Source organism: Halomonas alkalisoli, from assembly GCF_021412585.1.
GTDB classification, from domain to species: Bacteria; Pseudomonadota; Gammaproteobacteria; order Pseudomonadales; family Halomonadaceae; genus Halomonas; species Halomonas alkalisoli.
The window spans coordinates 1-21,941 of the sequence record NZ_JAKCMI010000044.1 but is presented as its reverse complement, the minus strand read 5'-3'; the positions used below and the strand labels follow the sequence as shown (position 1 = coordinate 21,941).

Sequence of the window (21,941 nt, the reverse complement as noted above, 5' to 3'; positions counted from 1 at the left end):
CCGGAGGACTCCATGCACGCTGCTCGCCCCGATCATCACGATGCCGCCCGCCGCCGCCTCCTGCGCGGCATGGCCGCTGCCGTGGCCGCTATCGGCCTGGCCGGCCTGGCCACGCCCGCCCTGGCAGAGGGTCCTTGGCAGCGCCTGGACGCCGCTCGCAGCGTGCTGGGCGATGCCGAGCCCGCCACCCAGGGGCTGGTACTCGACCTGCCCCATGTCTCGGAAGATGGCGCCTCGGTTGCGCTCACGGTCGGTTTCGACGGTGAACTCGCCGACGATGACTACATCACGCGCATCGACCTCTTCGCGACGGCCAACCCCTCGCCCGAGATCGCGACCTTCCACCTCACCCCCCTGAGCGGCAAGCCCGAGATATCCACGCGGGTCAGGCTCAACGAAACCCAGCAGGTGATCGCCATCGCCACCAGCCATCAGGGCGAGCGCTTCGCGACGGCGCGGGAGGTTCGTATCACCGTCAGCGGCTGCCTGATGCGCAATGGCAGCGACCAGCCCGAGCCGCTGTCCAACCCTCGGGTGAGCGTTCCCTCCCGTTTCACCGCGGGCCAGCCCGAAGCGGTGCGCACGCTGATCAACCACCCCATGGAGACCGGCCTGCGTGAAGGTGCCGACGGTGAAGCCGTGCCGCGACATATCATCGAGCGCTTCACCGTCAGCCTGAACGGCGCAACCGCCTTCGAGGCCGAGCTCCACCAGTCGATATCCGCCAGCCCCTACCTGCTGTTCTACCTGAGCCCCGAAGAGGACGGGGAAGCGCTATTCGAATGGCAGGATGATACCGGCGCCTCCGCCACGCACGAAGCGTCTATCAAGGCCGGTTGACCGCCAGAGACAAGCCGAGCCCCGCTTCCAGAAGCCAGAATGCCCCGGCCGATTGCTCGGCCGGGGCATTCTGTGTGGCTCCTTTCCGGTTTCGTTCTCAGCGGACGATCATCACCGACACCTTCGAGTGATGAACCACGTGCTCGGCATTGGGGCCCAACACATAATCGGCGAACTTGCGCTTGTTGTGGGACGCCATGACGATCAGGTCCACCTCGAGCTTCTTCGCCGTCTTGACGATGGCCTCCCAGGGAGAGCCATCGGCGATTATCGACTGCACCTTGATGTCGTCCGGCACGTGCTCCTGAATGAACCTATGCTGAGCCTCCGATATGGCCTCGTGGGCCTTCTTGGCGAAGTCCTCGGGAAAATAGGAGCCAACCAGGGGCATGCGGTAATCCGGCAGTACCGTCACCACATGCAGCGATGCACCGAAGGTGCGACACAGGGTGACCGCCGTTGGCAGGGCTTTGACCCAGGAGCTCTCCTCGTTAAGGTCCACCGACAACAGTATCTTGCTGTACATGATCATCCCCTCCTCAAGCTGCAGCCGTGCTGGGCGACTGGACCTTACGCCGACGCCACTGCAGCAGCACCACCAGGCCAAACACCAGGAAGCCTGGAATCCACATCCACTCTTTCGCCCAGCGATCCACCGGGGCTGATACCTCGATGATCTCCTGATCGAAGTCAAAGCCGAGATCCGCTGCCAGGCTGCCGAATTCGACGAAGTCGACCATGGCCTGATCCCCCTCTATCCAGAGCTCCATGCCGAGTTCCTGCATGCGCTCCTCAGCCGTTTCACCGCGAGGCACCGGCACCAGGATATAGGTGACCAAGGGGTCGCCGAAGGCGTCTTCACCGGCAATTTGCACCCTCAGGTTGCTGCCATCATCGACCTCACCCAGTGCCTGGACAAATTGTGCTGGCGGCACAGACTGATAGGGGTCGTGAATCATGTCCATCCAGAACCCGGGGCGGAACAGCGTGAAGGCCACCAGCAGCATCAGGATGCTCTCGTACCAGCGATTGCGGGCGATCATGAAGCCTTGGGTGCCCGCGGCAAAGATCAACATCGCAATGGTCGCGATGATGAATATCACTACCCCCTGCAGCCAGCCGACATCGATCAACAACAGGTCGGTATTGAAGATGAACAGGAACGGCAGCGCCGCGGTGCGCAGGCTGTAATAGAAAGCCTGAAAACCGGTGCGTAACGGATCACCACCCGAGACCGCCGCTGCCGCAAACGACGCCAGGCCCACCGGTGGCGTCACATCTGCCATGATCCCGAAATAAAAGACAAACAGGTGCACGGCGATCAGCGGCACGATAAGGCCGTTCTGCTGCCCCAGTGTCACGATCACCGGCGCCAACAGCGCAGACACCACAATATAGTTGGCCGTGGTGGGCAGGCCCATGCCGAGGATAAGGCTGAGTACCGCGGTAAGCAGCAGGATCAGCATCAGGTTGCCCATGGAGAGGATCTCCACCACATCGGCCAGCACCAGGCCGACCCCGGTCTGGGACACTGCACCCACGATGATCCCCGCCGCCGCGGTGGCGATACCGATGCCGATCATGTTGCGGGCACCGGTCACCAGGCCGTCCCACAGATCCATGAAGCCTTCCTTGATATCCTCGACGAGCTTCCCGCGGTGGCGGAAGGCGGCAATGATCGGACGCTGGGTGACGATGATGAAGATCATGAATACCGTGGCCCAGAAGGCCGATAGCCCCGGCGACAGGCGCTCGACCATCAGGCACCACACCAGCACGATCACCGGCAGGATATAGTGCAACCCTACCATCACCGTGGGGCGAGTTTGCGGCAGAGAGACCACCTCCGACGTCGGGTCATCGAGTTCCAGCTCCGGGTACTTCGCCCCGACCTTGAGCAGACCCACATAGATGAGGGCCAGCCCCACGCCGACGACCCAGGGTGTGGCGTCACCGAGCACCGGCTTGAGCCAGCCGAGACCGTAGTAGACCGCGAACGACAGCGCCATCAGCAGGAGCAGACCGGTCAAGAAGCCAATCAGCTTGTTGAGAAAGGGCCGTGCCGGGTTGCTTGACGGCAGACCCTTCATGTCGGCCTTCAGCGCCTCGAGATGGACGATATAGACCAGTGCGATATAGGAGATCAGCGCCGGAAGGAAGGCATGCTTGATGACCTCGACATAGGAGATGCCGACATATTCGACCATCAGGAAGGCCGCTGCCCCCATCACCGGCGGCATGATCTGGCCGTTGACCGAGGATGACACCTCGACGGCGCCAGCCTTCTCCGGGGAAAAGCCCACTCGCTTCATCATGGGAATGGTGAAGGTACCGGTGGTGACCACATTGGCAATCGAGGAACCGGAGATCAACCCGGTCATGCCGGATGCCACCACCGCGGCCTTGGCCGGCCCGCCCTTGTAGTGACCGAGCAGGGAGAAGGCCACCTTGATGAAATAGTTGCCGGCGCCGGCCTTGTCGAGCAGGGCACCGAACAGCACGAACAGGAAGACGAAACTGGTCGATACCCCCAGGGCGATACCGAAGACCCCCTGTGTGGTCAGCCACTGATGATTGACCAGGCTCTGGAAGGTAACGCCACGATGGCCCAGGATGCCCGGCATATAGGGGCCGAACAGCGAATAGAGAATAAAGACGGAGGCCACGATCATCAGCGGTGGTCCCAGCGCCCGGCGTGTCGCCTCCAGCAGCATCAGGATACCCACCACACCGACGATCACGTCCCGGGTAATAGGCGCCCCTGGCCGCTCGGAGAGCTCGGCATAGAAGAGAAAGATGTAGGCGCCGCAAAAGGCGGCAACGGCCGCCAGCACCCAGTCCTGGATCGGTATGCGATCGCGTGGCGACCGCTTCAGTGCCGGGTAGGCCATGAACGCCAGAAAGAGAGCGAACGCCAGGTGTATGGATCGCGCCTCGGTGGCGTTGAAAACGCCGAAGCGGAACATGAAAGGCAACGGCGAGGCAATCCACAGCTGAAACAGCGACCAGGCGGCCGCAATGCTCACCAGCAGCTTCCCCGGCACCCCTGTCGGCTTGCGCGCGCCGGAATCACTCGAGGCAACCATATCATCGAGGTCGACATCAGACGCTCGGGAGGTTTTGTTTTCGTCAGTCATAAGTCGCCCTGCCCACTGTCGATTGACGTGCAGTTCCCAGTCTCTGAACCGTCATCACGGCGCGGTAATCCTATATAAAGCAATCCTTGAAACAGATGCGCGGACCCCAGTGGCGTCCGCGCATCCTTCACCGGAGGGTGGTTACCCTCGGCCTATCGTTTACTCGATCCAGCCACGCTCGCGGTAGTAGCGAGCCGCGCCGTCATGCAGTGGCGCAGTCAGGCCGTCGGAAATCATGTCCTCCTCGTTGAGGTTGGCAAACGCCGGGTGCAGGCGGGTGAAGCGATCGAAGTTCTCGAATACCGCCTTCACGGTCTCGTAGATGATATCTTCGTCCACGGCAGTAGAGCTGACGAAGGTCGCCGCCACGCCGAAGGTCTCGACATCCTCATCGTTGCCCCGATAGAGCCCGCCCGGAATCACGGAGCGGGTGTAGTAGGGGTAGTCCGCGATCAGGCTATCAATCTCGTCACCGGTGACCGGGATGATGCGCGCATCGATCGTGGTGGTGGCTTCCTGGATGGAGCCGTTTGGATGGCCCACCACATAGACCATGGCGTCGATGTTGTTGTCCGAGAGCGCCGCGGCCTGCTCGGCGGCATCCAGCTGGGACGCCAGCGAGAAGGTATCGGTATCCCAGCCCATGACATCCATCACCACGTTCATGGTGTTGCGCTGGCCTGAACCGGGGTTGCCGATATTGACACGCTTGCCGGGAAAGTCGCTGAAGTGCTCGATGCCGGAGTCGGCGCGAGCCACCACGGTCAACGGCTCACCGTGCATGGTGAACACCGCGCGCATGTCTTCCCAGGCACCGTCGGATTCGAAGTTGGCTTCACCATGATAGGCGCGATACTGAACGTCGGACTGGACGACACCCATGTCCAGGTCGCCGGCCTTCATGCCGTTGACGTTGGCCACTGAGCCACCGGTGGTCGGCGCGTTACAGCGGATGTTGTGCTCGTCGCTGCCGCGGTTGACCATGCGGCAGACGGACTGTCCCACCACATAGTAGACCCCGGTCTGGCCACCGGTACCAATGGTGATGAAGCGTTCCTGAGCGACGGCCGGCGACGAGACCAGGGCAGCACCCAGTAGAGCCCCGGAGAAAGCAGCCGCAGAAAATGCATGGCGTTTCATGAACACACCTCTTGATGTTATTGGCAAGCTGACGTTGCTGAAGCAAGGTCCGTGACAGCCGAATGGCTGACTGGCGGTTGCTACCGCTACCCCCTACTTTAGCGAAAAAACATCAGCTTGTTGGGGTCTTTTTCATCACCTCTAATGTTAGCTCCCCTTAACGTTTAGTGTGCGTTAATTTTTTACGCTGCCCGACGAAAAAGCCGCCCCTTCCCCGCTACCGCCTGTCGCGACCTCTGCCCGATGCGGCCGACGAAGGCATGGCCATACTGCTGCCAGCCACCCTGCGAAGCGCTACGACGCCTTCATGATCAGCGCCTGCTTCTCGTCCTTCATGGCCGCAAACTCGGCCTCATAGAAGAACTCGCGCTCGCCCAGTGCAGGCTCCAGGTGGTTGAGCCAGGTCGCCTCTTCGTCGTACTTGGCGAAGAACGGCCGCTGCACCCAGTCGCTGTCGCGGCCCTGGATAAAGCGCAGCACGAAGACCTTCTCGCCCTTGATCTCGGTGACACCCTGGATCTCCACCTTGCCCGGATCGGCGGACATCGACGGCCCGCGGGCGGTACGCGCCAGGCCCGGCACCTGCTTCATCGCCTCGCGGTAGATCTCCCAGGCACGCACCAGCGGCACCTCGAAGTAGTGGCGGGCGCCGGTGTCGCGCTCGACGAACATGTAGTAGGGGATCATCCCCAGGCGCACCTGGGTGGTCCACATCCTGGCCCACTGGTCGGCATCGTCGTTGATGTGCTTCAGAAGCGGCGCCTGGGTGCGAATCTCGGCACCGGTGGCGCGGATACGGCGTATCGCCTCGCGGCAGATGGGGGTGTCCATCTCCTTCCAGTGGTTGAAGTGCGCCATGAAGGCGACGTGCTTGCCGGCGGTGGTCAATTCACGGAACAGCTCGAGGATATCCTCGGCGTCCGGGTCGGTGACGAAGCGATAGGGCCAGAAGGTCAGGCTCTTGGTGCCGATGCGGATGTCCTGGACGTGGTCCAGCTCCGGTGCCATCAGCCCCTCCAGGTACTGGCGCAGGTGCTTGGCCTTCATCACCATGGGGTCGCCGCCGGTCATCAGCAGGTCGGTGACCTCGGTGTGCTCGGCCAGGTAGCGATGCAGGGAACCGGCCTCGCTGGAGGCGAACTTGAGCTCCTTGTCGCCGACGAACTGCGCCCAGCGGAAGCAGAAGGTGCAGTAGCTGTGACACACCTGGCCCTGGCTGGGGAAGAAGAGCACCGTCTCGCGGTACTTGTGCTGCATGCCAGGCAGCGGCTCACCGTCGAGCAGCGGCAGATTGAGGTCCATCTGCCCCGCCGGGTGCGGATTGAGCTCGCCACGGACACGCTCGATGACCGGCTTCAGCTCTGCCGCATCGGCACCACGACGAACCAGCTCGGCCACCTCGTCGAAGTGTTCCGGCTTGAGCATCCCGCGCTGGGGGAAGGTGAGCTGAAAGACCGGGTCCTCGGGGACATTGGTCCAGTCGATCAGTTCGTCGATGACGTACTCGTTGACGCGAAACGGCAGCACCTGGCTGACAACCCGCATGTCGAAACGCAGGTTTTCAGGCAGACTCTGAATCGCCTCGATCTTGTCCAACTGACGATGGGTATAGACCTTGAACTGCCGGGCCTCGAACGCCTCGGCACGCGGATCTCCGAGATCGATATTCACTCGCTGATTCATGCCATCTCCTCTGCTCTTGCAACGCGGGCCGAAGCGTCAAGACATCGACGCCCAAGGCCAAACCGCCGGAGGGAATGACGGCGCGCATGCATGGACTTTCTCGGGGAGACATTGGTACTGACTTGGAAGCCAAGTTGCAAGCTTTTGCATCGTTTTGCAACGAACGTCGCGGATCAAAGCGACATGTGCAACATTTCACTCGCCGACAGCGCCTGCTCGCCCACACCAGCCTTCTGCCGATGGTGACGAAAGCTTGTACACGAGCGGCTTGAAGCCCTCCGGCCATAGCTTCCAGACTGACAGGACTACGGCCAAGGAGATCGATCATGACTTCGTCAGCCCGCGTGGAGTGCCTGCAAGGCAATATCGTTCTGCAAGAGGATATTGGCATCGTGGTGAACGCCGCCAATGCCGAACTGCGCCCCGGAGGGGGTGTCGCCGGGGCCCTGCATCGTGCCGCCGGCCCAGAGCTGGACAAGGCGTGCCGGCCGCTGGCGCCCATTGCACCGGGCCAGGCAGTGATCACCGACGCCTTCGAACTGCCCAACCAATATGTGATCCACTGCCTGGGGCCTGTCTATGGCGTCGACTCTCCCGCCGATGAGCTGCTTGCCGCCTGTTACTACAATGCGCTGCGGCTCGCTCAGTGGGAGGAGGTGGATTCCATCGCCTTTCCATCGATTTCGACCGGTGCCTTCCGCTATCCGACCACCGAAGCCGCTCGCATCGCCCTATCCACCGTGATCCAGCATCTGCCCGAGTTTCCCCAGATCGAACGCGTTCGCTTCGTGCTGTTCGACGCGGCAACCACCGAGCTGTATCAGTGTACGCTGGCCTCGTTCAACGAGGCCTAGATAGCTACTGCGCGGTGCACAACGATCGGAATGCAACCTAGACGTTGTAGCCCAGCACACCGGGCAACCACAGGGCGATCTGAGGAAAGATCGCCACCAGGGCCAGGGCGCTGGCCATGGCCAGCACGAACAGCAGTGCCCAGCCCACCGTCTGCTCCAGGCGGATCTTGGCGATCTCGGTGGTCACCATCAGGTTGACCGCCACCGGTGGCGTGAATTGTCCGATGGCGATATTCATGGCCAGCAGGATGCCGAACCACACCGGATTCCAGCCAAAGTGCTGCATCACCGGGATGAGGATCGGCATCATGATGAGATAGATGGAGATGGCATCGAGCAGCATGCCGGCCACCAGCACCGCCAGCATGATCAGGATCAGCAGCAGTACGCCGCTGTCGGAAAGTCCGATGATCCACTCCGCCAGGTGACGGAAGGTGCCCAGCATGGTGCCGGCCCAGGCGAAGATCCCGGCCAGGGCGATGATCAGCATCACCACACCCGAGATCACCGCAGCCTCGCCGAGCAGCGTCCAGAGGTCGCGCAGCCTGATCTCACGGGTCAGGAACAGCCCCACCAGGGCACCGTAGGCCACGGCCACCACGGCGGCCTCGGTGGGGGTGAACAACCCCGAGCGCAGCCCGCCGAGAATCAGCACCGGGGCAAACAGCGCCGGCAGCGCCTGCTTGAAACTCTCCCCGACCTTCGGCGGCTCGGCGCCCTCCACCGGCGCGCCCCCCTCCCAACCATAGCGCTTCGATACCAGCAGGGCCGGCACCAGCAGCGCCAGCCCGGCCAGGATGCCGGGGAACAGGCCGGCGGCAAACAGCGCCCGCAGGTCGACCCCCGGCACCACGATGGAGTAGAGGATCAGTGCCACCGAGGGCGGGATCAGGATCGCCGTGGAGGCCGACGCCGCGATCAGCGTCGCCGAGAAGGGCCTGGGGTAGCCCGCCTTGGTCATGCTCGGCAGCATCACCATGGCCACGGCGGCGGCGTCCGCCGGGCCGGAGCCACTCATGCCCCCCATGATCATGCAGACCAGCACCGCCACCAGCGCCAGGCCACCGTGGCGGGGCCCGATCAGCGCCTGGGCGAAGCGCACCAACCGCAGCGCCACACCGGCGCGCTCGAAGATCAGGCCGGTCATGATGAACAGCGGAATGGCGATCAGCGGATACTTGGCGATGCTGTTGTAGGTGTTGGTGCCCAGGGTCGCCAGCATGTCGGGCGAGAGGCCCGAAACGATGCCCACCGCCCCGGCCAGCGCCAGCGAGAAAGCCACCGGCACACCGGCGATCAGCAGTCCGGCGAAGGCCAGGATCATCCACAGGTCAGGGCTCATCCGCGAGCCTCCCGCTCAGGCGATCCAGGGTCTGCTGCGTCAGACGCACCAGCATGGCCGCCGACAGCAGCGGCAGCCAGGCCAGATACCACCACTGCGGCAGGCCGAGACCCGGCGACAGCGACTGCCACTGATACTCCTCCCAGGTCAACTTGCCGCCGAACCAGGTGATCAGCCCCAGCACGAGGGCACCGCATAGCCACTGGAAGAGGATCAGCGCCTTGCGCGGACCTGCCGGCAAAGCCCGCTCCAGCAGGCCGATACGAATATGGCCGTTTCGTCGCAGTGCCACCGAGGCCCCCGCAAAGGTCAGCACCACCAGCAGAAATACCGAGAACTCCTCGGTGAAGGCCAGGGAACCGCCGGTGACGTAGCGCGTGATAACGTTACCCAGGCTGATCAGCGAGATGACCGCCAACGCCAGGGAGCCCAGCCAGCGTTCCGGCCGGGCATCGGGAGAGAATTTCATGCAAGCCTCGCGAAGAGCGGACCGGCCCCGTGACGGGGCCGGTCCTGGCCGGGATCAGCGCGCCTCGATGGCGGCACGGGCCGCTTCGACCAGCTCCTTGCCGATCCGCGAGATCCACTTGTCGTGGACGCTGGCGGTGGCATTGACGAAGGCACGATGCTGCTCCTCGGTCAGCTCGGTCACCTGAACCCCGCGCTCCTGGATAGCGGCAAGACGCTCGCTCTCCTCCTCACGGGTCATGGCGATCTCCCACTCACCGGCCTCGATGGCGGTTTCACGCAGGATCTCCCGGTCCTCTTCGTCCAGCGAATCCCAGATGCGCTGGTTGACGGCAAAGATCAGCGGATCGTTCATGTAGTTCCACAGCGTCAGGTACTCCTGGCCCACCTGGTCGATCCGCGCCACGTCGAACACCGAAAGGGGGTTCTCCTGACCATCCACGGCCCCCGTGGTCAACGCCGGCTGAGCGTCGGTCCAGCTCATCTGGGTAGGATCGGCACCGAGCGCGTTGAAGGTATCCTGGAACAGGGGCGAGCCCACCACGCGGATCTTCAGGCCGTCGAGGTCGCCCGGCTCGCTGATCGGGCCGCGTGAGTTGGAGACCTGGCGGAAGCCGTTCTCACCCCAGGCGAGCGGCACCACACCGCGGGATTCGATGGCCTCGAAGATCATCTTGCCGGCCTCGCCGCCGGTCACGGCATCCACCGCCGCCTCGTCAGGCATGAAGAAAGGCAGGGAGAAGAGATTGAGTTCAGGGACCTGCGGCGACCAGTTGATGGTCGAGCCCACGGCCATGTCGATCAACCCTGAACGCATGGCGGAAAATTCGCGGGTCTGGTCGCCGGCCACCAGTTGGGAGTTGGGATAGACGCGCAGGGTCAGGCGGCCCTCGGTACGCTCCTCCACCAGCTCGGCCCACTTTTCTGCCGCCTGGCCCCAGGGGAAGGCATCGGACAGCACGGTGGAGACGGAGAGTTCGCGGGCCTGAACCGCGGAGGCCGAAAGCGATGCGGTCAGCACGGCGGCGCCAGCCAGGGCCGCGGCGAAGCGAGTGAGTCGACTAGCGGATGTCATGACGTGTCCTTGCAGCAAAGGGCCGGTTCAGAGAAGACCGGCCGCGATTGTCGTTCTGGGTTGGTACAATCCGGGACATGTTACGCTTCAATATTCTACGAAGTCCCGCGTTGAATGATAGACCGTCATTGGCATAACGCGACGACTGCCGACGTCGCTGTTACCCTCGCCAGGCCGTACCGTCCAAGGAATCCCGCTCGTGCCGCTTCGCGATCTGCTGCTGGGCCTGGTGATCGTCACCATCTGGGCCCTGAACATCATCGTCATCAAGCTGGGGGTCGCGGAGCTCCCGCCACTGCTGCTGACCACCCTGCGCTTCATCCTGGTCGCCGCCCTGCTGGTGCCCTTCCACCCGGTCGCCAGGCATCAGCTCCCCTTCCTGCTGCTGCTGTCGGTGACCTTCGGCACGCTCCATTTCGCCCTGCTGTTCATCGGGCTGGGCCAGGCCGAGGCGGGTACCGGGGCGCTGCTGGTGCAGATGGGAACGCCCTTCGCCACCCTGCTGGCAGTGATCTTCCTGGGCGAACGCCTGAGCGCCAAGCGCATGGTGGGGCTCGCGCTGTCATTCGGCGGCGTGATGATACTCGCCGGCGGCCCCAGCCTGCCCTCGCCGCTGCCCATGGCGCTGCTGCTGCTCAGCGCCCTGGGCTGGGCGATCTCGCAGCTGTTGATCAAGAAAGGTCCCAATATCGCCCCCATGGCCCTGGCGGGCTGGGTCGCGCTATTCGCCATTCCGCAGGTGGGATTGGGTTCCTGGTGGCTCGAGAAGGGGCAGATGGAGGCCATCGGCCAGGCCGGCCTGTTCGGCTGGGGAGCGGTCTTCTATACCGCCGTGATGTCGTCGATCGTCGCCTATGGCCTGTGGTACGGCCTGTTACGCCGCCACGCGGTCAGCCGGCTGGCGCCGCTGAGCCTGCTGGTGCCGGCGGGGGCGGTGGTGCTGGGCATCGTGCTGCTGGGGGAGCAGCTCAATGCCCATATCGCCTTCGGTGGCGCCATGGTCATCGCCGGCGTGGCGCTGATCGTGATTCGCTTTCGCGCCTTAGTCGGCTGCTGAGCATCCCTGCTTGCGACCGGGCCAGACCACGCAGGCCCCCTCCTCGATGCCGCGCTCGGCGAAATAGCCGGCATTCACCTCCAGCGCGGCCTGATAGTGTGCACCGGCCAGTGTCGCCGGGCACTCCCGGGGAGTGTCCGATGGACAGGGTTCCATGGTGTGGATCGTGGCGATACGGCCGTGGGCGTCGATGAAGGCGATATCTAGCGGAATACGGGTGCGATACATCCAGAACCCGCTCTGTGGGGGCTGAATCCGGTCATAAAGAAACAGCATGCCCGCGTCGGGCGCCAGCGAGTCGCGATCCATCAGCCCGATGCGACGCTCGTCCGCTGTTCGCGCCATCTCCACCTCGAGCCGAAAGACCTCGCCGCCGGCATCGATCCGCAGGGGCTGGCGCTCCAGAGCCGTCGTCGACTCGGCCACGGCAGGCCAGCGCCAGACCAGCATGACGACGGCCACAAGGAGAAGCAGCGCCAGGCTTGCGCGTGTAGAGAGCCCCAATCGATAAAGCGGTGTCATATCGTCTCCTCAATCCCTTTGGGTGTGGGGCAGCAGGTGAATTCCCCCCGCAAGCAGGGAAACCTGCACCCACTCACCACGAGCCAGCCCATTGCGACGGGCCGCATGGGTGGCGATATCGAAGCGCAGGGTCTCGGGGCCATGGTCGAAGACCAGCGTCAGCGACGTCATGCCACCCAGCACCACTAATTCGCCGATACGCCCCGTCACCGGGTTCTCCCTTTCCCCGCGTGAGGGCCGGTCGCGGCGGTGAAGCACCACGTCGGAGTCGGGCAGGTACCAGGCGACTCGCTGCTCGGGGGACAGCGACTCCAGACCATGGGCCACCTGCAGAAGCCATGGCCCCCACTGCAGCCGACGCTCGCCCTCGACCTTCACGACCCGCCCCTCGAAAATATTATGGCGATCCAGCAGTCGCGCCACCTCGGCACTGGCCGGGTGGCGAAACAGTCTCTCGGGGACATCGGTCTGCAGCGTACGGCCACCGTGAAGCACGCAGATCCGGTCCGCCAGTGCCACCGCCTCGTCCAGGTCATGGGTCACCAGCAGGATCGGAATGTGGATCTGCTCGCGCAGCAGGGCCAGCTCGCGCTGCAGGCGACGCCGTGTCACCTGGTCCACCGCCGAGAAGGGTTCGTCCAACAACAGCGCCCGGGGCTCGCGCGCCAACGCCCGGGCCAGCGCCACCCGCTGGCGCTGGCCACCGGAGAGCTGTGACGGGTAGCGACTGGAGAGCCCTTCCAGGCGCATCCGGCCCAGCCACTCGTCGGCACAGGCGCTGCGCCGGCCGGGCTCGAGATGGCCCAGCGCCACCTTGACGTTGTCCCGGGCACTCAGGTGGGGGAACAGCGCATAGTCCTGAAAGACGACGCCCACCCGACGCGCCTGGGGCCGGCGCACAATGCCCGGGGAGGTATCCAGCCAGGTCTCGTCACCGCAGTCGATGCGCCCTTCTGCCGGCCGGTAAAGACCGGCAATGGCACGCAGCAGGGTCGTCTTGCCGCTGCCGGAAGGGCCCACCAGCGCCAGCAGCTCTCCTCGCTCACAGGCGAATTCGGCGGCCAGGGGAATCGGCCCGGCCTGGTGCAGTGATACCGTCAGCCGCCCCGCCCCTGGCGAGGCCGGGGACCTGCCGGGCCAATCAGGCATGACGCCACCTCCGCCGCCCCGCCAGCCCGTAGACCACGCCGATGGTAAGGAACGACACCAGCAGCAGCATGGCCGACATGATGCCTGCGCCGGTCTCGTCGAAGGCCTGGACCCGATCGTAGATGGCGATGGAGAGGGTGCGGGTCTCGCCGTCGATGGCGCCACCCACCATCAGAATCACGCCGAACTCACCCAGGGTATGGGCGAAGGTCAGCGCCAGGGCAGAGATCACGCCGGGCCACACCAGCGGGAGCTCGATGCGCAGGAAGGTCTGCCAGGGGGAGAGCCCGCTGCACCAGGCCGCCTCGCTCAGGTTGGCGGGTATCGCCTCGAAGGCGCGCTGGATCGGCTGCACGGCAAAGGGCAGGCTGGCCACCAGTGAGGCCAGCAGGATTCCCGTGAAGGTGAAGTTCAGCCCCTCCCCGGTCAAGCGATGCCAGAAGGCGCCGAATGGGGCGTCGCGGCCGAAGCTCATCATCAGGTAAAAGCCCAGCACCGTGGGCGGCATGACCAGCGGCAGCGCCACCAGCGCTTCGCACAGCGACTTGCCGCGAAATCGCGCCCGGGCCAGGGTGCGGCCCAGCCACAGCCCCACCGGGATCAACAGCAGGCAGGTCATCAGCGCCAGGCGCAGGGAGACAGAGAGGGCCGTCCAGTCCATCAGGGCGCCTCGGTATCGACATCGTCCTCGGGGAGACGAAAGCCGTAGTCGGCGAGAATAGCACGCCCCTCGTCCTGCTGGAGCCAGTGATAGAAGGCCCGGGCGGTATCGCCGGCTCCCTCGACCAGCGCCATGCGCTGTACCAGCGGCTCATGCCAGGCTTCGGGAATCAGCACGAACTCGCTGCGATCGCCGAGCTCGGGGGCCAATGCCAGGGACCAGGCCACCAGCCCGCCACGGGCGTCGTCGGAGAGGGCAAACTGGGCCGCCTGGGACACGTTCTCGCCGAGTATCCGCAGGGCAGCACTGTCCGCCCACAGTCCGGCATGCTCCAGCGCTTGCCTGGCCGCGACGCCATAGGGGGCGTGGTCGGGGTTGGCCAGGGCGATGCGCGGCCGCCCCTCGCCCTGGGCGTGCATCGCCAGGGCCTCGCGCACCGCGGCCAACGGGTCGTCGCCGCTCGGCAGGTCATTGCGCCCGGCCCGCTGTAGCCAGGCCAGCCGCCCGATGGCGTAGACCACGCCGGCATCCTCGGTATGCCCTTCCGCATGCAGCGCATGCACGTAGGCCTCATCGGCCGACAGGTAGAGCTCGAACGGCGCCCCCTGGGCGATCTGGCGGCGGAAGTTACCCGAAGAGCCGAAGTTGAGCCGCAGCTGCTGGCCGGTATCGGCCTCGAAGCGCCGGGCGGCTTCGGCAAGGGCAAATTGAAGATCCGAGGCAGCGGCAACGGTAGGCACGCCGGCCTGGGCCGGAGAGAAGAAGAGGACCAGCCAGGCGGCCAGCCCCCAGCGCAGGAGTGTGTGCATCGCAAGCTACCGATTGCCCCGTGGAGTGTCGGCATTGTCAGTCAGGAAGGCATGGCCGGTAAAGCCGGCCGGTCGTCATCTTGCCGCCGGCATGATCCGGCGCGAGCCTCGGCCAGCGCCGGTCACTGCCGACGCCGAGCCCAGAGGAATCCTATTCGGTGACTCCCTCCCGCTGACCGAGAATGGCCATGAGGTCGATCCGTGTCTCCCGGGTGCTGAGGTCGAGCAGGTTCTCGAGCGCCTGGAGATGATCGTGTATGCAGCGCCGGGCCGCCTCGCCGTCGCCGGTCCGCAAGTGTGCCAGCAGTGCCGGGTGGTCCTCGGCCAGGAAGCAGCTGGCCAGGCCGGCACGCTTGTAGAGCGCGATGACGATGGAAGTGCGCAGGATGAGATCGGTGAGCATGGCGCCCAGCACCCGGTTGGGGGAACGCTCAGCCAGGAGATGGTGAATGGCCAGGGAGTGCTCGATACGAGCCGGTTCGTCGCCGCACGCGTGGGCTTCGGCCTCGCGCTCGACCAGGGAAGCGATGGTCGCCAGCTGCTCGTCATCGAGCCGACCCGCCAGCAGCGCGGCCACCTCGCCTTCCACCAGCCGGCGGGCGGCAAAGGTCTCCCGGGTCTCCTCGATGCTGGGCGCCCTGACCCGTGCCACCTGATTGGGCTGCTGGGTGACCACGTAGTCGGCGGCCAGCCGTGTCAGGGCCTTGCGCACCACCGAGCGGCTCACGCCGAAGATATCGCCCAGGGCCACCTCCGGCAGGCGCGTACCCGGCGGCAAACGCTGGGTCAGCACGGCCTTACGCACCTTGTCGACGATGAAGCGGTCGCTGATACGCCCACCCGCTCGCGTCTCCGCCGCGATCTCCTCCTGCCAGATACTGCTCATGATACGACCTCTCCCGTCTGCGTCATGAGAATACCTTCGCATGTTTCCTTCAGGCTGGCTACATCCTGTCAATTTATTGTATACAACAATACAGGAGCCTCGTCACCGCGCCGACCGGGGGCCGTCTCGACCGCCCTTGTCACAGCGCCAGCTCGTCGGCGCTATCGGCATCTCGCTCATCATTCCTCTTCTGAAAGGCCATCGAGGGCCGTCCGTAGCTCGCTTGCGCGGCTCTTCAGGTTACCGAAGGCCTCTCCGGCAGCCTCAAGGTCACCCGATCTCGCCAAGGCCTCGAGGCGTTGCGCCGCGGCCCCGAGCGCCTGACCACCGACGACCAGGGCCGATCCCTTGAGGGTATGCGCCGCCCGGCGCAGGGTCGCGGCGTCTTCCCGGGCGATGGCCTCATCGATCTCCAACATCAGCCTGGGGCACTCCTCGAGGAACAGCTCGACCATCTCGTCCAGCAGGTCGCGGTTGCCCTCGAGGCGCCACAGCGCGTCCTCTCGATCCAGGCAGGGGAGCGCCTCGATATCACCACTCGGCGCACCTCCCCTCGGCGCCGGAGGCTCGTGCGATGCCCCGCCGGACGCCAGCGCCTCGACGGCCCGGAACAGTTCGGCGGCCCGGAACGGCTTGGTGACATAGTCGTCCATGCCCGCGGCGAGACAACGCTCGCGGTCCTCCTTGGTGGCACTGGCGGTCATGGCCACGATCGGCACATGCTCCCCGCTCTCGCGCTCTCGCTCGCGGATCGCCCGCGAGGCGGCGAGGCCATCCATCACCGGCATGTGAATGTCCATCAGCACCACATCGAACGCTTGCCGCTCGACGGCGTCCAGGGCTTCGGCACCGTTGCGGGCCAACTCGACCTCGTGGCCGCGCTGAGTTAGCAGATCGATGGCCACCCGCTGGTTAGTGAGGCCATCCTCCACCAGCAGCACCCGCCGGGCGATCCAGTCGCCGGGAAGCTCGTGGGAAACGGGCACCGCCTGACCGTTCGCGATGGCGACGCCCAGCGCCTCGGCGACGGCATTCAGCAGTTCCGACTGCTTGACCGGCTTCATCAGCAGGCGTGCAATGCCCAACCGACGACGCAGCGCGGCATCGCCGCCGCGCATGCCCGAGGAGAGCATCAGGATCCGCATGGCGGTCAGTTCGGGCCGTTGGCGCAACCTGTCGGCGAGCTCGTAGCCGTCCATACCCGGCATCATCACGTCGAGCAGGGCGAGCGGAAAGGGAGACTCCAGGGCACGCTCGACGACCTCGAGAGCCTTTTCACCCTTGGCCACCGTGGTGGGCCGCATCCCCCAACTGGCCAGGATCTCCTCCAGAATCATGCGGTTGGTGCGGTTGTCGTCCACCACCAGCACGCGCTGGCCATGCAGCCCCAGCGGCTGCCGGGAGGCCTCATCCCGCTCCACCGGCAAGCGGAAGTCGACGCTGAACGAGAAGCTGCTGCCATGCCCGCTCGGGCCGCTGGCGAGCTGGATCCGCCCCCCCATCATCTCGACCAGCTGGGCGGCGATGGAGAGCCCCAGGCCGGTGCCACCATCGCGGCGGGTAGTGGAGCTGTCGGCCTGGCCGAAGGCCTCGAAGACCCGCTGCCGCTGCGTCTCCGGAATACCCACGCCGGTATCGCGCACCTCGAAGGCGATCCGCGCACGGCCCTCGTCGAGTGCCTCGAGGGCCAGGTCCACCACCACCTCGCCGGTGTCGGTGAACTTGATGGCGTTACCGACCAGATTGACCACCACCTGGCGCAGGCGCACCGGGTCACCTAGCAACCAGTCGGGAATCTCCGGTGGGATATGCACCGCCAGCTCCAGCCCCTTCTCGTCGGCACGCAGCGCCAGGGTCTGCAGGGTATCGCCCAGGGTGTCGCGCAGGTGGAAGGCCACGATCTCGAGCTCGAGCCGCCCTGCCTCTATCTTGGAGAAGTCGAGGATATCGTTGATCAGTCCCAGCAGGGTATCCGCCGACTTCTGGATGATCGCCACGTACTCCGCCTGCTGCTCGGTGAGCTCGGTACGCTCAAGCAGTTCGGCCACGCCGATCACGCCGTTCATGGGCGTGCGGATCTCGTGGCTCATGTTCGCCAGGAATTCGCTCTTGGCCAGGCTGGCCTGCTCCGCCGCATCCCGGGCGCGGCGCAGCTCGTCCTGAGAGCGGCGCAGCTCCACGGCAGTGGCCTGGAGCTCGGCGGTGCGCTCGTCAACCAGTTCCTCCAGGCGATGACGGTGCTGCTCGAGCTCGGTGATGTCCGAATAGACGGCGACATAGCCACCATCGCCGGTACGGTGCTCGCTGATCTGGACGCACATCCCGTCGCTGCGCACGAACTGATAGGGAGCGGTGGGGTTGCGATGCGCGGCGAGACGCTCGGCGACCCAGGCCTCGCTCGTGGCATATCTCGGGGGCGTAAAGCCACGCTCGGCCACGGCCCGCAGCAGGTCTTCGAAGTTCAACCCCAGCTCGACCACATCGCCCGGCGTGACGAAATGCTCCTTGAAGCGGGAGTTGTAGAGCACCAGCCGGTCGTCGGCATCGAACAAGGCGAATCCCTCGGCGATGGATTCGAGGGCTTCGGTGAGCTGGTCGCGGGCCGCCTCGGCACGAGTCTGGGCCTCCTCGGTAAGCCTCACCTGGGTCTCCAGGTTCTCACGCTGGGCCTCCAGCTCGGTGATATCGGTATAGATGGCCGCCACGCCGCCGTCACCGGTACGCCGCTCGCTGATACGCAGCTTGCGCTCCCCGGCGCAAACCGTGAAGGGCGGTCCCGGATTGCAGCGCTGCTTGAGGCGCCAGGCGATCCACTCCTCCGGATCGCGCTCACCGACACGTATGATGCCACGTTCCACCACCGTGCGGATCAGGTCCTCGAAGCGCATGCCCGGCACGACCATCTCAGGCACCCCCGAGTACTCCCGGAACCGGGAGTTGCAGGCCACCAGGATGCCATTGGCGTCGTAGAGGGTGAAGCCCTCGGAGATCGACTCGAGCGCCTCGATCAGTTGCTGACGCTGCAGGCAGCAGGGTGCTATCTCTCGCGGCCGTTCGGACTCTGTGGTCATGCGCTGTCCCCCCACATTCCAGACCGATCGACTGCCGCGCGGCTAGGGAAAGACCCCGCGCAACAGCTTGGCTTCGGTCACTCGCGAGACGCCCTCGATCAGCGCCGCCGTGCGCATGTCGAGCTTGTCGCGCTGGGCGCGTTCGAGGGTACGCTGGAAGGCATCGAGCAGGATCGCCCGGAGCCGACCGTTGATTTCGTCCAGGGTCCAGGTCAGGTTCTGCATGCCTTGCACCCACTCAAAATAGGACACCGTCACCCCCCCAGCGTTGCCGAGGATGTCGGGCAGCACGAAGATGCCCCGCTCGTGGAGGATATCGTCGGCCTCGAGCATGGTCGGGCCGTTGGCGCCCTCGGCCAGCAGCCGGCTGTTGATGTCGGCGGCGTTCTCCACCGTGACCTGGTTCTGCAGGGCCGCCAGCACCAGGATGTCGCAGTCGAGCTCCAGCAACTCCTTGTTGTCGATCGGCTCGGCATCCGGAAAACCGCCCAGCACCCGGTGCTGGGCGACATGGGCTTCCAGTGCCTCCACCGACAGGCCCTCGTGGCGATAGAGGGCGGTGGAGACATCTCCCACCGCAATGATCTTGACGCCCAGTTCGGCGAGAAAGCGCGCCGCATGGCTGCCCACATTGCCGAAGCCCTGAACCACTGCGGTCGACCCGGCGAGCTCGAGCCCCAGGTGCGCCGCCGAGGCTTCGATCAGGTAGACCAGGCCGCGCCCGGTGGCCTCCTTGCGTCCCAGCGAGCCCCCCAGCACCACCGGCTTGCCGGTGACCACCGTCGGCACCGCATGCCCCATCTGCTGACTGTAGGTATCCATCACCCAGGCCATGACCTGTTCGTCGGTGCCCAGGTCCGGGGCGGGGATGTCCTTGTCGGGGCCGATCATCTCGATGATCTCGGTGGTATAGCGTCGTGTCAGGCGCTGCAGCTCCGAACTGCTGAGCGCGGTGGGGTCGACCCGCACACCCCCCTTGGCGCCACCGAAGGGCAGCCGCATCAGGGCGCACTTCCAGGTCATCCAGGTGGCCAGGGCCGCCACCTCGCCCAGGGTCACATCCTGGTGATAGCGGATGCCGCCCTTGGTCGGCCCCATGGTGAGGACGTGCTGGACCCGGTAGCCGAACACCGTCTCCACCTGGCTGTGATCGTCGCGCAGGAAGGGAAAGGAGACCATCTGGGCGCGCTGGGGGAACAGCAGGCGCTGGCGCACGTTGTCGTCCAGGTTCATGTACTGGGCAGCCTTGAGGAATTGCTGCTGGGCCAGGCGAAACATCGGCGAGTCCCATTCGCCGCCCCTGGCCCGGGCCCGGGCCAGGGTGTAGCGAACCGCACGCCCCAGGGAGGCGCCCTTGAGATGCGACTTGACCAGGTAGTCGTAAGCCCCCGACTCCACCGCCCGGGCCGCCAGCTTGACGTCATCGAGGCTGGTGAGGATCACCACCGGCACCTGGGGCGCCACCAGGCGGACTCGCCACAGGGTCTCCAGCTCCTGGCTGTCCGGCAGCACCAGGTCCAGCAGCACGAGATCCACGTTGCCCTGGGCGAGGCGCATCAGGCCGGTGTCGAGACGCTCCACCGCCTCGACGTCGCACCGCAGCTGAGTGTCGGCCTTGAGCAACTGCTGGATCAGGCGGCGATGCAGCGCATTGTCCTCGATCAGCAGCAGGTGTATGGGGGTGGCGGACATGATCGAAGCCCTCGCGGTGAGCCGAATCCGACCAGAGCATCCTGAACCCGTCCGGTGTCCGACGACCCCGGGCGGGTCCCATTAGCCTAAGCGTAGGCCAAGCCCGCGCGATCGGCGCCGTTCTCCGCTACGTCACATCGAGTATCTTCAGGGTGTTGGTGCCGCCATGGGCGTTCATGTGATCGCCCCGGGTCAGGATCACATGGTCCCCGACAGTGGCAATGCCCTGCTCGACCAGCAGCGCCAGCGCTCGCTCATTGAGTTCGGTGGGCGTCATCTCGCTAGTGTCGAAGGGCAGCGAGACCACGCCGCGATAGAGCGCCATGCGCCGCTGGGCCACCGGGCTGTGGGCCAGGCCGACGATGGGCAGGCCCGAGCGGATGCGCGAGGCGATCAGCGGCGTGTAGCCGGTGGAGGTCATGCAGGCGATGGCCGCCACGCCCTGCAGGTGGTTGGCGGCGTACATCGCCGACAGGGCGATGGTCTCGTCGATCCGCGAGAAGCCCTCGTGGATACGATGCCCCGACTCCTGGGCGATCCTCTCGCGCTCGGCGCCGAGGCAGACGCGGTTGATCGCCGCGATGGTCTCCACCGGGAAGTCCCCGGCGGCGGTCTCGGCGGAGAGCATCACCGCGTCGGTGCCGTCGAGCACCGCGTTGGCCACGTCGAACACCTCGGCCCGGGTGGGCAGCGGCGAGGTGATCATCGACTCCATCATCTGGGTTGCCGTGATCACCGCCCGGTTCAGGGTGCGGGCGCGCTTGATGATGCGCTTCTGCATGCCGATCAGCTCGGCGTCGCCGATCTCCACCCCCAGGTCGCCGCGGGCCACCATCACCGCCTCGGAGGCCTCGATGATCCCGTCGAGCGTCGCCGCGTCGGCCACCGCCTCGGCGCGCTCGAGCTTGGCCACCAGGCCGATCTCCTTGCCCGCCTCGCCCAACAGCTCCCGCGCTTCCTGCATGTCGGCGGCGCTGCGCGGGAACGAGACCGCCAGGTAGTCGACGCCGATGTCGATGGCGGTCTTGAGGTCGGCGCGGTCCTTGTCGGTGAGCGCCGGGGCCGAGAGGCCACCGCCCTCCTTGTTGATGCCCTTGTTGTTGGAGAGCTTGCCGCCCACCACCACGCTGGTGTGGATCAGGTGGTCGGCCACCCGGTTCACATGCAGCACCAGTCGACCGTCGTCGAGCAGCAGCCGATCGCCGGGGGCGACGTCGTCGGCCAGGGTCTTGTAGTCGCAGCCAACCCGGGTCACGTCACCGGCATCGGAGTCCAGCGCCATGTCGAGCAGGAAGGACTGCCCCTCCTCCAGCGTCACCGGCCCATCCTTGAAGCGGGCGATGCGGATCTTGGGGCCCTGCAGGTCGCCCAGGGCGGCCACCGCCCTACCCAGGCGGGCGGCGATCTCGCGCACCCGCTCGAGGCGGCGGCGGTGGTCGTCCGGCGAACCGTGGGAGAAGTTGAGGCGCACCACGTCGACGCCGGCCTCGATCATCGCTTCCAGCACGCCGTCGCGGTCGCTGGCCGGCCCCAGGGTGGCGACGATCTTGGTGCG

The 21,941-nt window shown here is 65.5% G+C and carries 18 protein-coding genes; 3 read left to right on the top strand and 15 right to left on the bottom strand.

The features are described 5' to 3' along the window. Positions 1 to 12: 12 nt before the first annotated feature. Positions 13 to 840: a thiosulfate oxidation carrier complex protein SoxZ gene (gene soxZ / locus LY622_RS20165; RefSeq protein WP_234292524.1), complete on the top strand. Its 828-nt coding sequence runs from the start codon at positions 13 to 15 to the stop codon at positions 838 to 840. A gap of 97 nt (positions 841 to 937) precedes the next feature. On the opposite strand, the gene LY622_RS20160 is transcribed toward soxZ, so the two are convergent. The 4 genes from LY622_RS20160 to LY622_RS20145 form a co-directional block, all read right to left on the bottom strand. Beyond that, a complete protein-coding gene (locus LY622_RS20160; protein WP_234292523.1) occupies positions 938 to 1,366 on the bottom strand; it encodes a universal stress protein in 429 nt (142 codons plus the stop codon). 13 nt (positions 1,367 to 1,379) lie between these two features. Continuing rightward, positions 1,380 to 3,977 (bottom strand): TRAP transporter permease, encoded by a 2,598-nt coding sequence (locus tag LY622_RS20155; RefSeq protein WP_234292522.1) that lies wholly within the window; start codon positions 3,975 to 3,977, stop codon positions 1,380 to 1,382. Positions 3,978 to 4,136: 159 nt separating this feature from the next. Next, the gene (locus LY622_RS20150; protein WP_234292521.1) at positions 4,137 to 5,117 is read right to left on the bottom strand and encodes a TAXI family TRAP transporter solute-binding subunit; all 981 of its coding nucleotides are present in this window, start codon (positions 5,115 to 5,117) and stop codon (positions 4,137 to 4,139) included. A 294-nt stretch (positions 5,118 to 5,411) separates the two neighbouring features. Further along, the gene (locus LY622_RS20145) at positions 5,412 to 6,800 is read right to left on the bottom strand and encodes a KamA family radical SAM protein (protein WP_234292520.1); all 1,389 of its coding nucleotides are present in this window, start codon (positions 6,798 to 6,800) and stop codon (positions 5,412 to 5,414) included. Between the two features lie 326 nt (positions 6,801 to 7,126). On the opposite strand from LY622_RS20145, the gene LY622_RS20140 reads away from it, so the two are divergent. Then, positions 7,127 to 7,654, top strand: a complete 528-nt coding sequence (locus LY622_RS20140) for a macro domain-containing protein (RefSeq protein ID WP_234292519.1) — start codon at positions 7,127 to 7,129, stop codon at positions 7,652 to 7,654. A 37-nt stretch (positions 7,655 to 7,691) separates the two neighbouring features. On the opposite strand, the gene LY622_RS20135 is transcribed toward LY622_RS20140, so the two are convergent. From LY622_RS20135 to LY622_RS20125, 3 genes are read right to left on the bottom strand one after another with little or no spacing between them, the layout of a single operon-like run. Continuing rightward, positions 7,692 to 8,996, bottom strand: a complete 1,305-nt coding sequence (locus LY622_RS20135; protein ID WP_234292518.1) for a TRAP transporter large permease — start codon at positions 8,994 to 8,996, stop codon at positions 7,692 to 7,694. Continuing rightward, positions 8,986 to 9,465: a TRAP transporter small permease gene (locus LY622_RS20130; RefSeq protein ID WP_234282214.1), complete on the bottom strand. Its 480-nt coding sequence runs from the start codon at positions 9,463 to 9,465 to the stop codon at positions 8,986 to 8,988. Before LY622_RS20130 ends, LY622_RS20135 begins: the two co-directional genes overlap by 11 nt. A gap of 54 nt (positions 9,466 to 9,519) precedes the next feature. Continuing rightward, on the bottom strand, positions 9,520 to 10,539 hold the full coding sequence (locus tag LY622_RS20125; protein WP_234292517.1) for a DctP family TRAP transporter solute-binding subunit: 1,020 nt from the start codon (positions 10,537 to 10,539) through the stop codon (positions 9,520 to 9,522). Positions 10,540 to 10,738: 199 nt separating this feature from the next. Here LY622_RS20125 and LY622_RS20120 point away from each other — a divergent pair, with 199 nt between their 5' ends. Next, positions 10,739 to 11,596, top strand: a complete 858-nt coding sequence (locus tag LY622_RS20120) for a DMT family transporter (protein WP_234292516.1) — start codon at positions 10,739 to 10,741, stop codon at positions 11,594 to 11,596. Here LY622_RS20120 and LY622_RS20115 read toward each other — a convergent pair. The 8 genes from LY622_RS20115 to pyk all read right to left on the bottom strand — a co-directional run. Then, on the bottom strand, positions 11,582 to 12,118 hold the full coding sequence (locus LY622_RS20115; protein WP_234292515.1) for a DUF192 domain-containing protein: 537 nt from the start codon (positions 12,116 to 12,118) through the stop codon (positions 11,582 to 11,584). The two genes, LY622_RS20120 and LY622_RS20115, sit on opposite strands and share 15 nt — an antisense overlap. A gap of 9 nt (positions 12,119 to 12,127) precedes the next feature. Beyond that, positions 12,128 to 13,267: an ABC transporter ATP-binding protein gene (locus tag LY622_RS20110; protein WP_234292514.1), complete on the bottom strand. Its 1,140-nt coding sequence runs from the start codon at positions 13,265 to 13,267 to the stop codon at positions 12,128 to 12,130. Then, the gene (gene modB, locus LY622_RS20105) at positions 13,260 to 13,928 is read right to left on the bottom strand and encodes a molybdate ABC transporter permease subunit (RefSeq protein WP_234282219.1); all 669 of its coding nucleotides are present in this window, start codon (positions 13,926 to 13,928) and stop codon (positions 13,260 to 13,262) included. Before modB ends, LY622_RS20110 begins: the two co-directional genes overlap by 8 nt. Then, positions 13,928 to 14,737 carry a molybdate ABC transporter substrate-binding protein gene (modA, locus tag LY622_RS20100; RefSeq protein ID WP_234292513.1) on the bottom strand — a complete coding sequence of 270 codons (810 nt, stop codon included), beginning with the start codon at positions 14,735 to 14,737 and terminating at the stop codon, positions 13,928 to 13,930. Before modA ends, modB begins: the two co-directional genes overlap by 1 nt. A gap of 151 nt (positions 14,738 to 14,888) precedes the next feature. Continuing rightward, positions 14,889 to 15,623, bottom strand: a complete 735-nt coding sequence (locus LY622_RS20095) for a GntR family transcriptional regulator (RefSeq protein WP_234292512.1) — start codon at positions 15,621 to 15,623, stop codon at positions 14,889 to 14,891. A gap of 179 nt (positions 15,624 to 15,802) precedes the next feature. Beyond that, positions 15,803 to 18,694 (bottom strand): hybrid sensor histidine kinase/response regulator, encoded by a 2,892-nt coding sequence (locus tag LY622_RS20090; RefSeq protein ID WP_234292511.1) that lies wholly within the window; start codon positions 18,692 to 18,694, stop codon positions 15,803 to 15,805. A 42-nt stretch (positions 18,695 to 18,736) separates the two neighbouring features. Beyond that, positions 18,737 to 20,386, bottom strand: coding sequence for a Glu/Leu/Phe/Val dehydrogenase dimerization domain-containing protein (locus LY622_RS20085; RefSeq protein ID WP_234292510.1), 1,650 nt, complete (start codon positions 20,384 to 20,386; stop codon positions 18,737 to 18,739). A gap of 127 nt (positions 20,387 to 20,513) precedes the next feature. Next, positions 20,514 to 21,941 (bottom strand): pyruvate kinase (pyk, locus tag LY622_RS20080; RefSeq protein ID WP_234292509.1); only part of this gene is annotated, 1,428 nt, incomplete at its 5' end.

Coding starts and splice junctions, on each gene's coding strand:
- soxZ (WP_234292524.1), top strand. CDS start 13: ATGCACGCTGCTCGCCCCGATCATCACGATGCCGCCCGCCGCCGCCTC.
- LY622_RS20160 (WP_234292523.1), bottom strand. CDS start 1,366: ATGTACAGCAAGATACTGTTGTCGGTGGACCTTAACGAGGAGAGCTCC.
- LY622_RS20155 (WP_234292522.1), bottom strand. CDS start 3,977: ATGACTGACGAAAACAAAACCTCCCGAGCGTCTGATGTCGACCTCGAT.
- LY622_RS20150 (WP_234292521.1), bottom strand. CDS start 5,117: ATGAAACGCCATGCATTTTCTGCGGCTGCTTTCTCCGGGGCTCTACTG.
- LY622_RS20145 (WP_234292520.1), bottom strand. CDS start 6,800: ATGAATCAGCGAGTGAATATCGATCTCGGAGATCCGCGTGCCGAGGCG.
- LY622_RS20140 (WP_234292519.1), top strand. CDS start 7,127: ATGACTTCGTCAGCCCGCGTGGAGTGCCTGCAAGGCAATATCGTTCTG.
- LY622_RS20135 (WP_234292518.1), bottom strand. CDS start 8,996: ATGAGCCCTGACCTGTGGATGATCCTGGCCTTCGCCGGACTGCTGATC.
- LY622_RS20130 (WP_234282214.1), bottom strand. CDS start 9,465: ATGAAATTCTCTCCCGATGCCCGGCCGGAACGCTGGCTGGGCTCCCTG.
- LY622_RS20125 (WP_234292517.1), bottom strand. CDS start 10,539: ATGACATCCGCTAGTCGACTCACTCGCTTCGCCGCGGCCCTGGCTGGC.
- LY622_RS20115 (WP_234292515.1), bottom strand. CDS start 12,118: ATGACACCGCTTTATCGATTGGGGCTCTCTACACGCGCAAGCCTGGCG.
- LY622_RS20110 (WP_234292514.1), bottom strand. CDS start 13,267: ATGCCTGATTGGCCCGGCAGGTCCCCGGCCTCGCCAGGGGCGGGGCGG.
- modB (WP_234282219.1), bottom strand. CDS start 13,928: ATGGACTGGACGGCCCTCTCTGTCTCCCTGCGCCTGGCGCTGATGACC.
- modA (WP_234292513.1), bottom strand. CDS start 14,737: ATGCACACACTCCTGCGCTGGGGGCTGGCCGCCTGGCTGGTCCTCTTC.
- LY622_RS20095 (WP_234292512.1), bottom strand. CDS start 15,623: ATGAGCAGTATCTGGCAGGAGGAGATCGCGGCGGAGACGCGAGCGGGT.
- LY622_RS20090 (WP_234292511.1), bottom strand. CDS start 18,694: ATGACCACAGAGTCCGAACGGCCGCGAGAGATAGCACCCTGCTGCCTG.
- LY622_RS20085 (WP_234292510.1), bottom strand. CDS start 20,386: ATGTCCGCCACCCCCATACACCTGCTGCTGATCGAGGACAATGCGCTG.